The organism is Luteibacter sp. (assembly GCF_051958795.1).
Classification (GTDB): domain Bacteria; phylum Pseudomonadota; class Gammaproteobacteria; order Xanthomonadales; family Rhodanobacteraceae; genus Luteibacter.
In genome coordinates, this window is record NZ_JBQCFT010000092.1 from 1 (window position 1) to 14997 (window position 14997).

General features: G+C 63.7%; 17 protein-coding genes. 14 read left to right on the forward strand and 3 right to left on the reverse strand.

Annotated features, from left to right (window positions below):
• The 3 genes from ACTHLF_RS04850 to ACTHLF_RS04860 form a co-directional block, all read right to left on the reverse strand.
• On the reverse strand, nucleotides 1-135 hold a 135-nt coding region (locus ACTHLF_RS04850), incomplete at its 3' end, for an arginase family protein (protein ID WP_440325396.1).
• Between the two features lie 10 nt (nucleotides 136-145).
• A complete protein-coding gene (locus ACTHLF_RS04855) occupies nucleotides 146-538 on the reverse strand; it encodes a rhodanese-like domain-containing protein (RefSeq protein ID WP_440325343.1) in 393 nt (130 codons plus the stop codon).
• 467 nt (nucleotides 539-1005) lie between these two features.
• Nucleotides 1006-1764: an alpha/beta hydrolase gene (locus tag ACTHLF_RS04860; protein ID WP_440325345.1), complete on the reverse strand. Its 759-nt coding sequence runs from the start codon at nucleotides 1762-1764 to the stop codon at nucleotides 1006-1008.
• Between the two features lie 249 nt (nucleotides 1765-2013).
• Here ACTHLF_RS04860 and ACTHLF_RS04865 point away from each other — a divergent pair, with 249 nt between their 5' ends.
• From ACTHLF_RS04865 to ACTHLF_RS04930, 14 genes are all read left to right on the forward strand, one after another.
• Nucleotides 2014-3423 carry a site-specific integrase gene (locus tag ACTHLF_RS04865; RefSeq protein ID WP_440325347.1) on the forward strand — a complete coding sequence of 470 codons (1410 nt, stop codon included), beginning with the start codon at nucleotides 2014-2016 and terminating at the stop codon, nucleotides 3421-3423.
• 312 nt (nucleotides 3424-3735) lie between these two features.
• Nucleotides 3736-3972 (forward strand): helix-turn-helix transcriptional regulator, encoded by a 237-nt coding sequence (locus ACTHLF_RS04870; RefSeq protein ID WP_440325349.1) that lies wholly within the window; start codon nucleotides 3736-3738, stop codon nucleotides 3970-3972.
• Complete coding sequence (locus ACTHLF_RS04875; protein ID WP_440325351.1) at nucleotides 3969-4562, forward strand: hypothetical protein; 594 nt, start codon at nucleotides 3969-3971, stop codon at nucleotides 4560-4562. Before ACTHLF_RS04870 ends, ACTHLF_RS04875 begins: the two co-directional genes overlap by 4 nt.
• Entirely contained in the window at nucleotides 4559-6700 is a 2142-nt protein-coding gene (locus tag ACTHLF_RS04880; RefSeq protein WP_440325353.1) for a bifunctional DNA primase/polymerase, read from the forward strand. Before ACTHLF_RS04875 ends, ACTHLF_RS04880 begins: the two co-directional genes overlap by 4 nt.
• Nucleotides 6701-7132: 432 nt before the next feature.
• Complete coding sequence (locus ACTHLF_RS04885; RefSeq protein WP_440325355.1) at nucleotides 7133-7372, forward strand: hypothetical protein; 240 nt, start codon at nucleotides 7133-7135, stop codon at nucleotides 7370-7372.
• Nucleotides 7369-7566 carry a helix-turn-helix domain-containing protein gene (locus ACTHLF_RS04890; RefSeq protein ID WP_440325356.1) on the forward strand — a complete coding sequence of 66 codons (198 nt, stop codon included), beginning with the start codon at nucleotides 7369-7371 and terminating at the stop codon, nucleotides 7564-7566. The genes ACTHLF_RS04885 and ACTHLF_RS04890 overlap by 4 nt, the downstream gene beginning before the upstream one ends.
• A gap of 228 nt (nucleotides 7567-7794) precedes the next feature.
• The gene (locus ACTHLF_RS04895) at nucleotides 7795-8412 is read left to right on the forward strand and encodes a terminase small subunit (RefSeq protein ID WP_440325357.1); all 618 of its coding nucleotides are present in this window, start codon (nucleotides 7795-7797) and stop codon (nucleotides 8410-8412) included.
• A 171-nt stretch (nucleotides 8413-8583) separates the two neighbouring features.
• A complete protein-coding gene (locus ACTHLF_RS04900; RefSeq protein ID WP_440325358.1) occupies nucleotides 8584-9219 on the forward strand; it encodes a hypothetical protein in 636 nt (211 codons plus the stop codon).
• Nucleotides 9216-9392, forward strand: a complete 177-nt coding sequence (locus ACTHLF_RS04905; RefSeq protein ID WP_440325360.1) for a hypothetical protein — start codon at nucleotides 9216-9218, stop codon at nucleotides 9390-9392. Before ACTHLF_RS04900 ends, ACTHLF_RS04905 begins: the two co-directional genes overlap by 4 nt.
• A gap of 69 nt (nucleotides 9393-9461) precedes the next feature.
• Nucleotides 9462-9800, forward strand: a complete 339-nt coding sequence (locus ACTHLF_RS04910) for a hypothetical protein (protein ID WP_440325362.1) — start codon at nucleotides 9462-9464, stop codon at nucleotides 9798-9800.
• Nucleotides 9797-10126, forward strand: coding sequence for a hypothetical protein (locus ACTHLF_RS04915; protein WP_440325363.1), 330 nt, complete (start codon nucleotides 9797-9799; stop codon nucleotides 10124-10126). Before ACTHLF_RS04910 ends, ACTHLF_RS04915 begins: the two co-directional genes overlap by 4 nt.
• A 9-nt stretch (nucleotides 10127-10135) precedes the next feature.
• A complete protein-coding gene (locus ACTHLF_RS04920) occupies nucleotides 10136-12061 on the forward strand; it encodes a glycosyl hydrolase family 28-related protein (protein ID WP_440325365.1) in 1926 nt (641 codons plus the stop codon).
• A gap of 10 nt (nucleotides 12062-12071) precedes the next feature.
• Nucleotides 12072-12350 carry a hypothetical protein gene (locus tag ACTHLF_RS04925; protein ID WP_440325366.1) on the forward strand — a complete coding sequence of 93 codons (279 nt, stop codon included), beginning with the start codon at nucleotides 12072-12074 and terminating at the stop codon, nucleotides 12348-12350.
• The gene (locus ACTHLF_RS04930) at nucleotides 12347-14962 is read left to right on the forward strand and encodes a hypothetical protein (protein WP_440325368.1); all 2616 of its coding nucleotides are present in this window, start codon (nucleotides 12347-12349) and stop codon (nucleotides 14960-14962) included. Before ACTHLF_RS04925 ends, ACTHLF_RS04930 begins: the two co-directional genes overlap by 4 nt.
• Nucleotides 14963-14997: the final 35 nt, after the last annotated feature.

Genomic DNA, 14997 nt, shown 5'->3' on the forward strand with positions numbered 1-14997 from the left:
CATGCCGCGCTTCTCGAGGCGCTCCGCCAGGCGGGCGACGCGCAGGGCCTCGGGGCCCATGGAACTGCCGCGGTGGCCGGCGCCGATATCGGTGGGGACGCCTACGAGGGCGACCGAACGGGTGGTTGGGCTCATGGGGTCAGGCTCAGTGATTCGGGCTTTCTTTCACCAGCGGGCGGCCATCGGCGCGCCATGCGTCGGCACTGCCTTCCAGCAGGTGCACATTGGTGTAGCCCAGGGATTGCAGGGTGTCGCGGGCACGCGCGGCGCGCTTGCCCGACTTGCAGTAAACGACCAGTTCCTGGTCACGCTTCACGCCGAGGGCGCCGCTGCGGGTGGCAACTTCATCCACCGGAACGTTCAGGGCGCCTGCCAGATGACCCTCCCGGTATTCCTCCGGGGTACGGACATCCAGCAGCGCCGGGGCGTCATGCCCGGCCATGCGGGTCGCCATGGCATCGCGGGACACATCCTGCGCCCAGGCCGCAAACGGCAGGACGAGCAAGGCGCACACCAGCGAAACGCGGGAATTTCTCATTCCGCAAGTTTACACCGGGGTGGATCACAGCCACGTTGCACTGCGGCAGGGGCCAAATAACGAAGGCCACCTACCCTCATAGAGGCGGAACCTGACGCACACGGACGGACGACGCCCACTACTCGATTTGAGCGAGCTGCGCCCGACCCAGCCTAACCGCGCGTTTAGCGTTCTGAAGCCGAAGATTGTACAGAGCACGCACGGGAGCGCCGAAGATCGCTTTGCAGAGCAATCCGTCGGCCTAAAATGCGAAGGGCCTCACCGAAGTGAGGCCCAGCGCCGACCGGAAATGTCCAGTCCAACTTGACCTCAAGGTATCTGTCCCGCTGGAGGAATGCAAACCTTTTTGTCGATCGTCGTTGGTCGTGGCGCGCTGACGCCGCTTCGACGACCTACTGGCGAACGCGCAACGCAGTCGTGCTTGAGATACTACTGAGTTTGCGAAGCCCCGCCCTGCTCCACCTCGCTCACTTGCCCAAGGCAGAGCACATCTCAGCCGCCGACAGAATCGTGTTATGGCTAGCATCGACATGTATCCACTCGACTGGCGGTTGCGGCAGTGCATGGATCAACGCCTCCGTGCGATCCGCTGGAATCACCTCATCGTGGTTCGCCTGAAGCACGATCACGGGCACGCCCTTCAACTGACGCGCAGCCGCTTCACTATCAAGTGGATCATGCATCAGCCAGCTCACCGGGAGACCGCCCATGTTGTCGTCGGCGACGCGGGTCATCTTGTCGTAGGGCGTTACCAGCCACAACTTGTCGGGCTTGCGTGCGATTGCGACCTGCGTTGCCACGCCGGTGCCGATGCTTATGCCGAGGATGCCAACGTGCGCATGTGTCTTCCGCACTTCGTCCACCAGCGCAATGCCATCGGCAACGAACTCGCGTTCGCGAGGTCGGCCCATCTGGCCTTCGTAACCGCGGTAAGGCATGAGGTAGATCGCGCGCTTCGAACACGCTTCCAGGGTCGGCGCGTAGCCCGATAGGCTCATACCGTTACCGCCGAAGACCACGAGGGCGTCCTCGGCCCCAGGATGGAGTACCCAGCCTCGCATGACGCCATCCGGACGTTCGACCTTGAGCGCACCGGGCGGCATCGTCGCCCTGGCTCCGGGATAGAGCAGCGTGTCCTGCATCGCATAAAGGGACGCGGCTGCGACGCCAATGGTCAGCACGAGGAAGGCGGACAACAGCAATAGCCAGCGCACCGTGCGTTTCATGCATCCCCCGGATACAAAAAAGCCTGCATCACGGCAGGCTTTTCGTTGCATTGGTGCCGGCACCCGGATTCGAACTGGGGACCTACCGCTTACAAGGCGGTATAACGGCGAAGTCATTAGTAAGCACTAGACGCCATGCCGAAGTCAACAAGCCATGGGCGCCAACGCATGTAGCCAATCCATGCCGTCATAGGGCACCATGTGCCTCCGCTGCCTGCCGGGCAGTTTTGTTGTCTGGAGTTGCCTCAAATGGCCGCCACGTCCCTCACACAAAAGCAGCTCGACGCCATCAAACCGACCGACAAGCAGGTGGACCACCCTGACGGCATGGTGCGCGGGCTGGCGCTTCGGGTGTCACCCGGCGGCGCGCGGACCTGGGTGCTGGTGACGCGCATCCCTGACGAGGGGGTGAAGCGCATCCGGCTCGGACACTACACGGGCAAGGCAGGCGAGCATGCGTCGCCCGCTGGCGACCAGTTCCCCAGCGGCCTCCAAGCCCTTTCCTTGAAGCAGGCACGCGACGAGGCCACCCGCGTCCTGGCGCTCATCAACGCCGGTCGCAGCCCTTCGAAGGAGCGCACGACACGGCGCCAGCAGGCGGCTGTGCACGCGGAGCGTGGCTCGGTTTCGGATCTGCTGGCCGAGTACATCGCCTATCGGGAGAAAGGCACCGAGCGGCGCGCCGCGGCGGGCACGCGGCAGATTGCGGAGTGGCGCCGGATCACGGCCCAGCTCGAGCGTGACGCGGGCGACGTGATGGCCATGAAGGCCAAGGATGTCGAGCCTTCCCACATCGTCGCCCTGCTCCGTCCGATCTTCCACCACGGCATCGCACGCCCGAAGAAAGGCAGGGGCAGCGCCGGCAGGCGAGCGACATCAGGCGCCCAGGGCAGCGCGGACAAGGTGCAGACCTTCCTCGGGGCCGCCTTCGCCTACGGGCTGTCCTCGGAGCACTCCGTGGCCCGCCGCGCTGTCACCGTTTACGGGCTCGTCCACAACCCCGTCGGCCCCGTCCCTCGCGAAGCCAAGAGCACGCCAGGCACGCGCGTGCTGTCCGCGGCTGAGCTGCGGCAGTTCTACCTGACGATTGACCAGGCGCCCAAGGTGGGGCCCGTGCTGGCCGATCTGCTGCGATTCACGATCGCGAGCGGCGGCCAGCGCACGCACCAGCTGGCGCGCGAACCCTGGACCTCGTACGACCGAGACACCACCGTGGTCACGCTGACGGATAAAAAAGGCCGCGGTGGTGTGCCGCGGCCGCACATGGTGCCGATGTCCAAGCGCATGCTGGCGATCCTGGCCAGCGTCGCGGCCTACACGGGCTCGCTCGAGTACCCGTGGGCGACCAACGAGCGCTCCCACGTCGACATCGCCTCTCCTGCGGGCGCTGTCCGCTACTGGCTCCAGTCCCCCTTTGCCATGCTCGACGGCAAACGAATTGCGCCTTTTACTCCCCGCGATCTTCGCCGCACCTGCACCCAGATGATGAAGGCGGCCAGGATTCCGGACGAACTGGCCGACCGTCTGCAGAGCCATGGCGTCGCTGGCATTACGGATATCCACTACCGGAACAACCCGGAGTTGTATCTGCCGGAGAAACGCCAGGCCTTGCAGAAGTTCGACGCCGCGCTCGCGAAGGTACTGAAAGCCCGTTCGTAGCGTAATCGAGAGTAGCTACGTGTACTCCAGTAGCGCCCACGGTGGCGCCAGTGAACCCGAATAAACTCAACACCTTCATAGGCTTAGTTGCGGGCTAAGACGAGTGATGAGAAAATATCCACGTCGCTAAAGCCCCGCTCCAAAGCTTAGGCGCGCAGACAAGTTGGGACCCCAGTGCACGGCCAATCGGGCTGTAGCGACACCGCTGGCTAAGTCCAAGCCCTGCCCGCCTCGTCGATCAGCCGATCATCCGGCCGATACGTCGAGGCGTGCCCCGCTCTCACGTATCGGCGATCACAAAAGGTCCCCGATATGAACAACGATACCGCCCCCTCCCCGCACTTCGACCGCCCGGTCACCGTCAAAGTCCTGCGTGAGCAGTGGGGCATCCCGTACGGCGACAGCCAGCTGCTGCGACTCGAACGCGAGGGCAAGTTTCCCCGCCGCTTCAAGCTCGGCGGTCGCGTCAATGCCTGGCTGGAAAGCGAGCTGGCCGCGTGGATCAAAGAGCGCGCGGCGAGCCGCGACACCGCCACGGTGGCCGTATGAGCGCGGCGCCTTTGTACTTCGAGGCCAACGCAGAACCCGTCCCAATCCAGTTCGTGCCCGAGCTGGTGAAGACCGTGAACGCTCTGATGCGCATCCCGGCCTGGGGACATTCATTGCACCTGGCCTCACCCTACTGCCTCGGGGCTGACCCCGAACCGCCGTTGCCTCGTGGCATACGCCGCATCATCTTTGTCATGCAGGCGCCATTCGAGCGAGACCTCGGCGTACCCGACGCGGAGGCCGTCGTATTCCGGCTGCTGTGCAAAGGCACTGACCGCACCCTGCAACTGTCCGCCGAAGACCTGCTTGCCTGGGTCTCGCAGGCCGAGAGCGTGGGCGCGACGCTGGAAGGGATCGCGTGCGACGTGAGTGACCCCGCGACGCTGCGCGGGCTGGCAGCAAGTCCGTCGTCAGCCAAAGAAGACGGCGCGCTCTACAAGAGCACCGCCGCGGAACTGAATCGCGCAGCGGATGCCATTCGCGCCGCCGTAGCGGATCCCGCGAACTGGGTGCCGATCGACTCGGCCGACGAAGTTACCGCGACGGTATCCGCGGTATACGAGTATCCGCAGCAAGGAGGCGGCAAGTGACCGATATTTCCGAAGCAATCCAGCTCACTCGTCGCGGGTTTCATATTTTTCCGCTTCGTCCCGGCTCCAAGCTGCCGGCGATCGAGGCGTTCCCGACGCGCGCCACGCGTGAGCCGGAGAAGATCGAGCGCTGGGCGAAGAAATACCCCGACTGCAACTGGGGCATCAGCACCTCCAAGTTCGGCGATGACGAAGCGTTGGTGGTTGTAGATGTGGATGGTGCCGGCCACGGGAAGGATGGTCCGAGCGAGCTGGTGCGGCTGGAGTTGGACGGCAAGGAATTCCCGCTCACCTGCGAGCACGCCACCCCCTCCGGCGGGCGTCACATCATCTATCGCGTGCCAGCGGCTGTGCGCCAAGGGACCGACGTTCTAGCGCGTGGCCTGGACGTGAGGTCACGGGGAGGCTACATCGTCGCCCCCGGTAGCCGCGTGCCGCTGGGTGAATACTTCACCGACCGCCCTGACCGCCCCGCTGCCGCTCCCCAGTGGCTGATCGACGCCTGCGGCGCAGCACCTGAACGCACGCCGGGGCGCAAGGCGCTGGATGGAATCAACGCTGACCGTGCGCGCCAGCGCGCCCTCGCCTACCTGCAGCATGAGGCCCCCGAGGCCATCGAAGGCGCAGGTGGCGACTTCACCACGTACAAGGTGGCCGCGCGTCTGAAGGACCTGGGCGTCACCGCCGAGGTCGCGCTCGACCTGATGATGACGGAGTGGCACGAAGGCTGCGGCTGGACCAACGACGAGCTGGCGACCAAGGTCCGCAACGCTTACAAGTACGGCGAGAACCCGCAGGGCGCCGACGCGCCCGAGGCCCAGTTCCAGCCAGTCGAGGACGAGGCGCCGGGCGAGCCCAAGAAACTCTCCCCCCTCGCCGAACTGAATAAGCAGTACGCCCTTGTCCACCACAAGGGTGACGTAACGATTTATCGGGAAGAAATTCGGGCTTCAGGTCAGCGCGAATATCACCCAATGAAGGCGTCCAGCTTCGACCTCGCTCTGCAGACGCGAAAGCTCGACGGCAAGCCCCTCGCCAAAGTATGGCGAGAATGGACAGGCCGGCGAGAATACTGTGGCGGCGTGGACTTTCTTCCCGAGGGCCAGGTTCGTGACGGCGTGTTGAATCTTTGGGGCGGGTTCGCGGTCAAGGAGCAGGAAGGCGACTGGTCGCTTTTCCGCGGCCACATCCGCGATGTGATCTGCAACGGCGATGCCGCGGTGGACGATTACGTCATGAACTGGCTGGCTCACATGGTTCAGCGCCCTCAGCGGCCGCCAGGTGTAGCGATCGTCCTGCGCGGCGGCGAAGGCGTTGGCAAGGGCGCCTTTGCCAAGCTGCTGGGCGAGATGTTCGGCGAAGCGCACTACGTGCCTCTCGGGAAAAGTGACCAGCTGACGGGTAAATTCAACAGCCATCTGGCGCGCAAGGTCCTGGCGTTCGCCGACGAGAGCTATGCCTGCGATCACCGGGCCGCAAGCGCTTTGAAGAACATGCTTACGGAAGATACGTTCCTCATGGAAGCAAAGGGCTTCGATGCCGTGCAGGTGCGCAACTGCGTTCACGTCATCATGGCCAGCAACGACCACCACGTGGTGCAGGCCTCCCGGGACCAGCGACGTTTCTGCGTGGTCGACGTGTCGAGCCAGCACAAATGCGACAAGTCGTATTTCGATCCGATCTTCGATCAGATGCGGCAGGCAGGCGGCACCGCGGCCATGCTCTATGACCTCCGTCGCCGCGACATTTCGTGCTTCGATGTCGGCAAATTCCCGCAGACCGAGGCCATGGCCGACCAGAAGCTGGCTAGCCTGCGCGGACCTGAGGCCTGGCTGCACGCATGCCTATGGAACGCTGTCATCGGGTATGAGGAATGGACCGACGAGGCCGTACGCGTCCGCAAGAGCGATGCGTACGAGGCGTATAAGATCCACGCCCGCGACAAGCGCGAGGACGCGCCCGTTGGCGAATCCCAGTTCTGGCAAACGCTTATCAAGATCCTGAAGACCCAGCTGAAGGAAGTGCGGCTAGCGGAAGCCGGACGGCCTCGCGTGCGAATCTTCCCCGCTCTTAGCGACGGTCGTAAGGCTTTCGACGAATTCCTCGGATATCCGTTGCCGTGGGAGGAATTGGACTAAGGGAACCGACCGAGGGTGGACGGGTGGACGGTACGTGGACGTCGGCAGGCGTTGCGCCCCAAGGCTTTCCCCGCCCGTCCACCCATCCACCCGATTTTTCAGTCGCTACTACTGGCTGTCCTGCAAAACATAAAAGGAAGCCGATAGGCATTTTGTTTTTGGCGTCACCAAAGAGTCTCTATTTCCACTCTATTAAAAGGTTGGGTGGGTTGGACTGGCTGGGTAGAGGCTTGCGGCACAACGCATGCGGCCGTCCAACCGGATGCGCCGCGTCCACCCAATGGCGGGACGTCTGTTGTTGAATTGGCATCGATGGCATTGGCAAAACGTCAATTCGGTGCTTTTTTGTCGACATATTTTTACGTGCGACCTACTTCCAAATATCCTAATGTCGGAGCTGCGGAACTCACCGCGTATCAAGGGGATCATTCCATGCGCCAGCTCACCGTTGCACTTACCTCGTCACTCACAGCCCAGTGGAGTTTTTCCCACGTCGGTGATTTCGAACGCGCTGGCGCCGCCGCCATGTCCGTCCTGAAGAAGCGCCGGATGGTGGACGTGGGTGACCTTCAGGCGTTGGTCGATGCGATCGATACGGAATTCGAATCCTGCCCGGCGAACGGCCAGTTGTACTTTGCGTTCGTTCGCGCGGAGGAGGCTGTTGCCGCATGACAGGGACGATCTACTACACCACCCAGGAAGTGGCCGAGAAGCTCCGCCTATCACCGCGCACGCTGGAGAACTGGCGCAACCTGCGGCAGGGCCCTGCCTTCATCAAGTTCGGCACGCGCGTCCTGTACTCGGCCGAAGCGCTTGAGGAGTACGCTGCACAGCAAACGGTGGCAATCGAACCGCGCCGCCGATAAGCCGCACAAGCCAGCTTCCTACCGACCCCTCGCGCGCACGTGCGCACGAGGGGTTTTCTTTGCGCCTGCCTCGGATCCAGTCCATCGACGCTGGAGACCAACCGTCTCCATAGCAGTTGGTCCCCGACAAACGAATTTCGATAAAACCGCTATAATACAGACATATAGCCAACTACCCACCGCGTGGAAATGCGCGGCAAGTCAACATAAGGCGTCTTTACCCGTCACATGGGCAAGCCACTGACCCCCAAACAGCAGAAGTTCGTGGCCGCTCTTGTCGCCGGCAAAACCGGCGTGGATGCGGCCATCGCTGCGGGGTATCCGGCGAAGTCGGCCAAGAACGCCGCGTACCAGCTCACACACGACAACCAAGCCGTCCGGGCCGAGCTGGCCCGCATCGCTGCCTCGCTGAGCCAGGAAGCGGACTACAACGCGCAGAAGGCGGTCGTTGAACTCGACGAGAAGATTGCCGTCGCCGAGGGCGTCAAGCAGCTGAGTGCCGTGGCCAAGCTGTTGGAGCTGAAGATGCGGGTGTTCGGCCTGCTCCGCGACAAGCTCGACATCACCGTCGAGCGCGTGGACATCAACGGCGCGCTCACCGACGCACGCAATCGCGTGTCGCTGCGACCCATGCGCGACCTACCCATCACGATTGACGCTGAGCCCGTTGGCGCACAAGCGCCCCAGCTCGTCGGGCCCATTGATACGCAATCAACTGCTCCGGTTTTGGAGGCCATGCAGGCCTATCCGGTGACCTACAAGTCCATGGCTGCGCGCTTCAAACACGAGGAGCAGCAAGCGCTGCGCCGCCAGGGCGTTATCCCCGACGAGGAAATCTACGAATGAGTTCCGTTTGCCGACATCACGGGTCCCATTTTTCGGGGACGGGGGTGCCGGCGTGGGGGTGGGGGCAGACGCAGCCCGCGCGAGTTCCACCCGGGGCCATGTAGAGAACGAACGCTAAAAATTTTTCATAGGCATTTTTCCAAGGCGCCACCCCACACAGGACCCATGACCATGCTTTCGATCTTCGGCAACAAGAATACCCCCGACGCCCTGCGCGCGAAGCTGGCGCAGCTGGAGTCCGAGGAGGCGCCCCTGGTTGATGCGTATCAGGAAGCCGCCCTCGCCGCGGCGGACGACACTGGCAAGCAGAAGCAGGCCGACGAGGCGCACGCAGCCATGCGCGCCCACCAGCTGACCATCGAGCGCACGCGCGCCGCCCTGGTCGCTGCGGCGCGCGCCGAGACGGCACAGGCCCGTGAGCTGGCCGCCAGCACGGCCGCTGCGGCCTGGACCGCGTGCATCGAGGCATCGAAGGCTCGCGAGCCTATCGCCGCGGCTTACGCGGCCGCCCTCAAGAAGGCGGGCGAGCTGCACGCCCAGCTGCGCGAGGCTACCGCCCAGGTATTCCGCAGCCTGCCGCCTGGCTGGCCGACCTATCAGACAGACGGCTTCGGCGTCGATGGCGGCGAAATCGACAAGCTCACGTTGAGCGAGTACGCGCTGCATCACCTGCCCGCCGGCTCGAATCCCTGGGGCCTGCACCTAACGTCCCTGGCTGGTCGATTCCCCGAATTCACCGCCCGCATCACCCAGGCACGCGATCAGGCGCTGCATGGCGCGGTGCGTGAGACGGAGAACGCGGCATGAGCGAGTCCAGCGGCACCCCTGGCGTCTCCGTCACTTTCAGCGCAGCCGCGGCCAACCATATTGGCGCTGAGCTTGCGCAGAAGAGCGGCACTGAGCATGTGCCGTACACGGAACCGGTCACGGTCGGCGCTCAGAGCGAGCGCCTTGCGGACGATCGATTGCTCGACGGCTAAGATACGCGTACGGGCGCGGGAGCGTAACCCGCGGCCATCGACGCGAACCCCTACCGCACCGCCCAGGCCGTGGAGTCGTTCGCGGTTGGCGCCGGCATCGCGCCCGACCTGGCCAAGTTCTACGGTGGCCGCATCCAGAAGGCGCTGGCGGCGCCGGCACTGTCGTTCGAAGCCCAGCAGCAGTCGGCGCGGGAAACGCACCAGGCCATGATCGACCAGTTCGGCGACGAGGCCCCCGGCTTGATGGAGGTGGCCCAGAGGGAGGTTCGCCTCCTGAGCCGAGACTACCCGGACCTGCCGGCCATCCTCGAGCGCACCAACCTCGGGAATGACATGCACCTCATCAAGTCGCTGATCTACCGGGCGGCGGCGCGCGAAATGAAAGCGCGGGGGCACAAGGTCCCGTGAGCGGCTATCAGACTCGGCCTAACGGCGAACGCGTTCCCGTGCGGGCGGGGATTCGCGCCTCCATCGTCCCGCTGGGCTTCCAGCGGGTCGCGATTGGCACCGCGGCGCCGTCGCCCCTGAGTTCGCCGGCTGGCGCTATCTATGCGCTTATCCAGGCTGAAGGCGCGAACCTTCGGTATCGCGACGACGGCGCTGCACCGACTGCCTCTGTCGGCATGCGGCTCCTGTCCGCAGCTACCGCGCAGGAATTTTCCGGATCGCTTACGGCAGTTCAGTTCATCGCAGAGGGCGCTGGCGCCTTCCTCAACGTTTCGTATTACGGCTAAGGACCTCCCATGACTGTCAACTCCGCTACCGCTACCGCCAGTTACGTCGGGAATGGCACGACCGCGAGCTTCCCCATCCCTTTTTACTTCCTTCTGGATAGAGACCTGAGGGTAACGCGTAAATCCGTCGTTACTGGTGCGTCTTCGGTCCTGAACCTGAATTCCGACTACACCCTCACGGGCGCTGGCAATCAGATGGGCGGCACGCTCCAGATGCTCACGCCTCCGGCAGCGAACGACCGCCTGTACATCGAGCGAAACATCCCGTTTGTCCAACAGACCGCGTACCCCGAGGGCAACCGGTTTCCAGCAGCCAGCCACGAAAAGGCGCTGGACCGCGACACGATGGGGCTGCAACAGCTCAAGTCCGTGGTCGATCGCGCGCTTGTGTCAGATCCCCTGGGCACGACGTACGACCTCAAGACCAACACCCTCACGAATAGTGGCACTGCCGTCAACGACAGCGATGTCCCCACGCTTCAGCAGGTACGCTCCCTCGTGGTCGGAGGCGCGGCGCCCATTCTGGTCGGGCCGTCGGGTTCGAGCACTGTGGGGTTCATCCAGGCGGGCCTCAACGCGGTCGCCCGGAATGTGCAGGACAAGGCGCGCGAAACCTACAGCGTAAAAGACTTCGGCGCCAAGGGTGACGGCACGACCGACGATGCCGCGTCGATCCAGGCGGCCATCAACGCCGCTATCCCCGTCGGCGCCAGCGTGTATTTCCCCAAGGGCAAGTACCTCATCAACAGCACGGTGACGGTCGACCTGACCTCACACTCGTCTGAGGTGGACGGAAAGGGGCTCAACCTCTACGGTGCCGGCGCGGGCAACACGGTGATCGTCAATGGGACCAACAATGTCGGCATCGACGTCGTTGGCACGATGGCCACGGCGGCCCTGTATTCGTATTTCAAGATTGTCGGCATCGCGATCACGAAGACGGGCGCCGGGACCGGAGACATCGGTCTTCGCATCGCCAAGAGCTACGGCGTGTACCTGAACGACGTGGTTTTCCTCACCTGCAGTGTCGGATTTACCTTTACCGACTGCGTTCTGATGACCATGGTCGCGTGTCACTTCCGGTTCTGTACCCGCGGCCTGTTCGCGGCCGGTCAGGTCGATCCCAGCGGTTCTACGCCCAATGCCATCACCCTCCTCGGTTGCATCTTCTACGGCCAGGTTGAATATGCGGCCTGGTTCGAAAAGGGCTGCAACGTCGTGTTTGTCGGCGGATCCGTCGAGACGACGGCCGGCGGCACGGGCGCGCAGCGATTTGGCGTGAAAATCAACCTTGCGGGCGTCTACGGCCGTGCGGCCTGTTCCTTTTACGGCACCTATTTCGAGCGCAACGGAAATACGGCTGACGTGTGGATGGTCAACGGCGACAATCCGTGCACCTATCTTTTCTCCGGTTGCACGTTCAATCGCCTGACCGCGGCCGAAATCTCGACCAACGCCCTGCTGCTCGAAACCAACGGCAACACGGCTGCTCGAGTCACCCTGACCGTCGAGGGGTGCGCGTTCTCACGCTACGGCACGTATACACCCAGCGCGTCACGCCCCTATATCTCGGTGACAGGCGCCACGCCGTGCATTTTCCGAGACATCGGGAACATGTACACGGACAACCTCGAGCGCCCCGTGCAGCCGGCGATGGACCCCCTGGCTCGTGTCCGGTTCGTCGGCTCTACCGGTGCCATCACGCGCCAGCAAAACGTGATCTCCGTCTCTCGCGGTGCGACCGGCCAGTACACCATCAATTTTCGCGACAGCAACACGTCAATCGGCGCCGGCCGCACGTTCAGCATCGTCACGGATATTGGCGGCTTCAACTGGGTACTCAGCGAAACGGCGACGGCCGTGACCATCCAGTGCACGAATTCCGCCGGCACGAACACTGACCCGGGTTCGGTTTCCGTCGTGGTGTATGAGTAAGGAGCGGGGCATGGTGAAGAACTCTGGATTTGGTACCCGGTACGCCACTCTGGCCACGTCAATGGAGCAGGAACTGGCGAGCTACGACGAATGGATCGAGGAGGCGCGGAGCCAACTCCGCGCTATCGAGTCCGCGAACACGCCGGAGGTTCGCCAGATCCGCCAGCGGGGCGCCGACATGCTGGCTGCACTCATCCGCGCCCGCAACGCGATCGCCGAGGCGGCGAAACAGGTCTTCGAAAGCGGCTTCCGAGCCAACAACGTGGTCAATATCCGGGGGCACGTATGAAGCCGCAATGCGCCGCAGTGGTCGAACAGATGCTGGGGCGTAAGCCCACGAAAGGCGAGCTGGATTCAATCGAGACCCGGATTTTCTCGTCCATGCAGGAGCTGCAGGCGAGGGATCCAGGCCGATGGCGCCTCCTGTCGCGTGAGCAGCGCTTGCAGGAGGGCGCGAGCCTTGCCGCGCAGAAGACCAAGGCCGACATCACCCGCGCCCACAGCAACACGCTGCGGGATATGGAAATCAAGGCGGCTCAGTTGCGTCGCCTCGAGTCCTTCAAACCTGGCACGGGCAAGCGCGAAGGCCAGCTGGCGGCCCTGCGCCAGCGCGCCGTGTTCGACGCTGAAAACCGCGGCGGCGATATCTCCGTGGAAATCAAGCGGAAGGCGATTTTTCGCGACTTCGCACGCCGCCTCGATGACGTTGGCGGCAAGGGTAAGTTTTGGGGGCTGGCGCAGGATCCGCTGGAGCAGCGTGAGCTGATGCGGGCGATTCGCAACGAGCCCACGGCGAAACCGGAGATCGACAAAGCCGGTGGCACCATCCGCCAGGTGTTGGACGAAGCCCTGCAGCACATGCAGGACGCGGGCATCCACATCAACCGTCTGGACGACTGGCACACACCGCAGCCCTGGGCGTGGGAGAAGATCGGTGCCGATCGTGACGCGTTTGTCAGTGACGCGTTGAACGCGATCGATCCCGAGCGGTACATCCAGCAGGACGGCACGCCGATGACGCGGCCGGAAATAGAGAAACTGGTACGCGCTTCCGCCGAAACCCTCGGCACGAACGGCGCAAACAAGCGTGCCGCCGGTAATTCGGGCGGCTTCGGCGGCACTGTCGGGTCATCGCGCAACGCCCCGCGTCAGCTGTTTTTCAAGGACGCTGACGCCTACATGTCGATGATGGACAAGTACGGCTCGGCCAACAACGTGCATTCCATGCTGTTGCAGCATCTGAATGGCGTCGCCCGCGATATCGCGGCTGCGCGCTCGTTCGGCCGTGATGCGGATACGTTCTTCCCGCAGCTGGTCGAAAAGGCCTTTGCGAACGACGCGGCCGCGGTCCAGGGCGCCACGCCGGAACGCCGCGCCAAGAGCCTGGAAAAACTCGAGCGGCTGAAGCGCCGCACCCTCAAGGAATGGCAGGCCATGCGCCAGCCCGATCACCCGGGTCCGATTCCCGGATGGGTGAAGGTATCCCAGGGTATTCGCGGTGTTGCGGGCTCGACCCTGCTGGGATCCTCCCTGTTCGCGGCCATCCCCGATTTGCAGATGGCTGTGGGCTACGGCCGTTTGCTGGGCCTGTCACGCTCGAAGATCCTGGGCAACGTGGGCGAGGGGCTGAATCCGGCGAATCGAAAGACGATTTCGCGCCTCGGTATCGTGGTGGACGGACTCGAGTCCGCAGCCAACCGCTTCGGTGGTGAGGAGCTTGGGCCCACGGGAATTAAGTTCCTCAATCACGCAGTGCACGTCCTTTCGGGACTACGCATGTGGGACCGCGGCATGGCCCACGGTGTCAGCGCCAGCATCATGGACATGCTGGGCGACCACGTGAGTCGTAGCGACTTCGCCAGCCTTGATCGTCCCACCGCCGACTACCTTGCGAAACGCGGCGTGACGGAAGATATCTGGAAGATTTGGCAGCAGGCAGATCTGGATAAGGGGGTAGACGGCAACCGCACCATGCTGACGCCCGATGCGATCTACGCGATCCCCGATGCCACGCTCCAGCCGCTGGCAGAGCGCCGCGTGCAGGACCGGGAGGGCAACATCACGCCGGACGCCGTGGCCCGCGAGACGCGCAATCTGCGGGCGGAAGCGGCCCAGCAGTTGCTGGGCGTCGCACTGAACGACGTGCAGGTAGGCGCCCGTGGCGGTGCTGGCGGCAGCGTGGCGGATCAAGTAGGTCTCGGTCTCGACCCAAGCAGCCGCGGCACGCTGTTCCACGAGATGATGTCTTGGATCCTGTTCCTGAAGCAGACACCGCTTGGCATCTTCAAGACCCACATGTTCGATGTGCCCAACGGCCTGGACGACTGGAAATCTGCCTGGGCCTACCGCGCCAAGTTCATGGCCGGCTCCGCGGCCCTCGGTGCCCTGGGGCTGGAGCTGAAAAACGTCGTAAATGGCCAGGATCCGGAGGACCTTCTGACGAAAAAGGGACTCGGCAAGATCCTTGTGGCCTCGGGCGGCCTAGGCATGTATGGCGATTTCTTCTTTGGGGACAAGGGCGATCACCAGAATGGCGCCTTGGCGAAGCTGCTGGGTCCGGGCGCGACGATGGCCGAGGACGCCATCAACATCTTCCATAACGGCATCAGCGCCGCGTCTGGAGCCGCTGGTGTCGAGCCTGATGCCGGCGAGTCGACGGTGGCGCCTGACCAGTTCGGCGCCCAGGCGCTGCGCTTCGGCCGCAACTACACGGCGCCGCTGACGCGCCTCTGGTACCTCAAGGCGGCGTTTAACCACATGGTCTACAACAACCTGATGGAGAACCTGTCTCCGGGTTACAGGGACCGCGTGGAGCAACGCATGGCACAGCGCAACCAAACCACTTGGTGGGGCCCGGCGGACAACCTGCCGACCCGAGCACCCGCGTTCGGTAGCCCGTAAGGGTTACCAACCCTGCCCCGCGGAAGCGTCCCGCG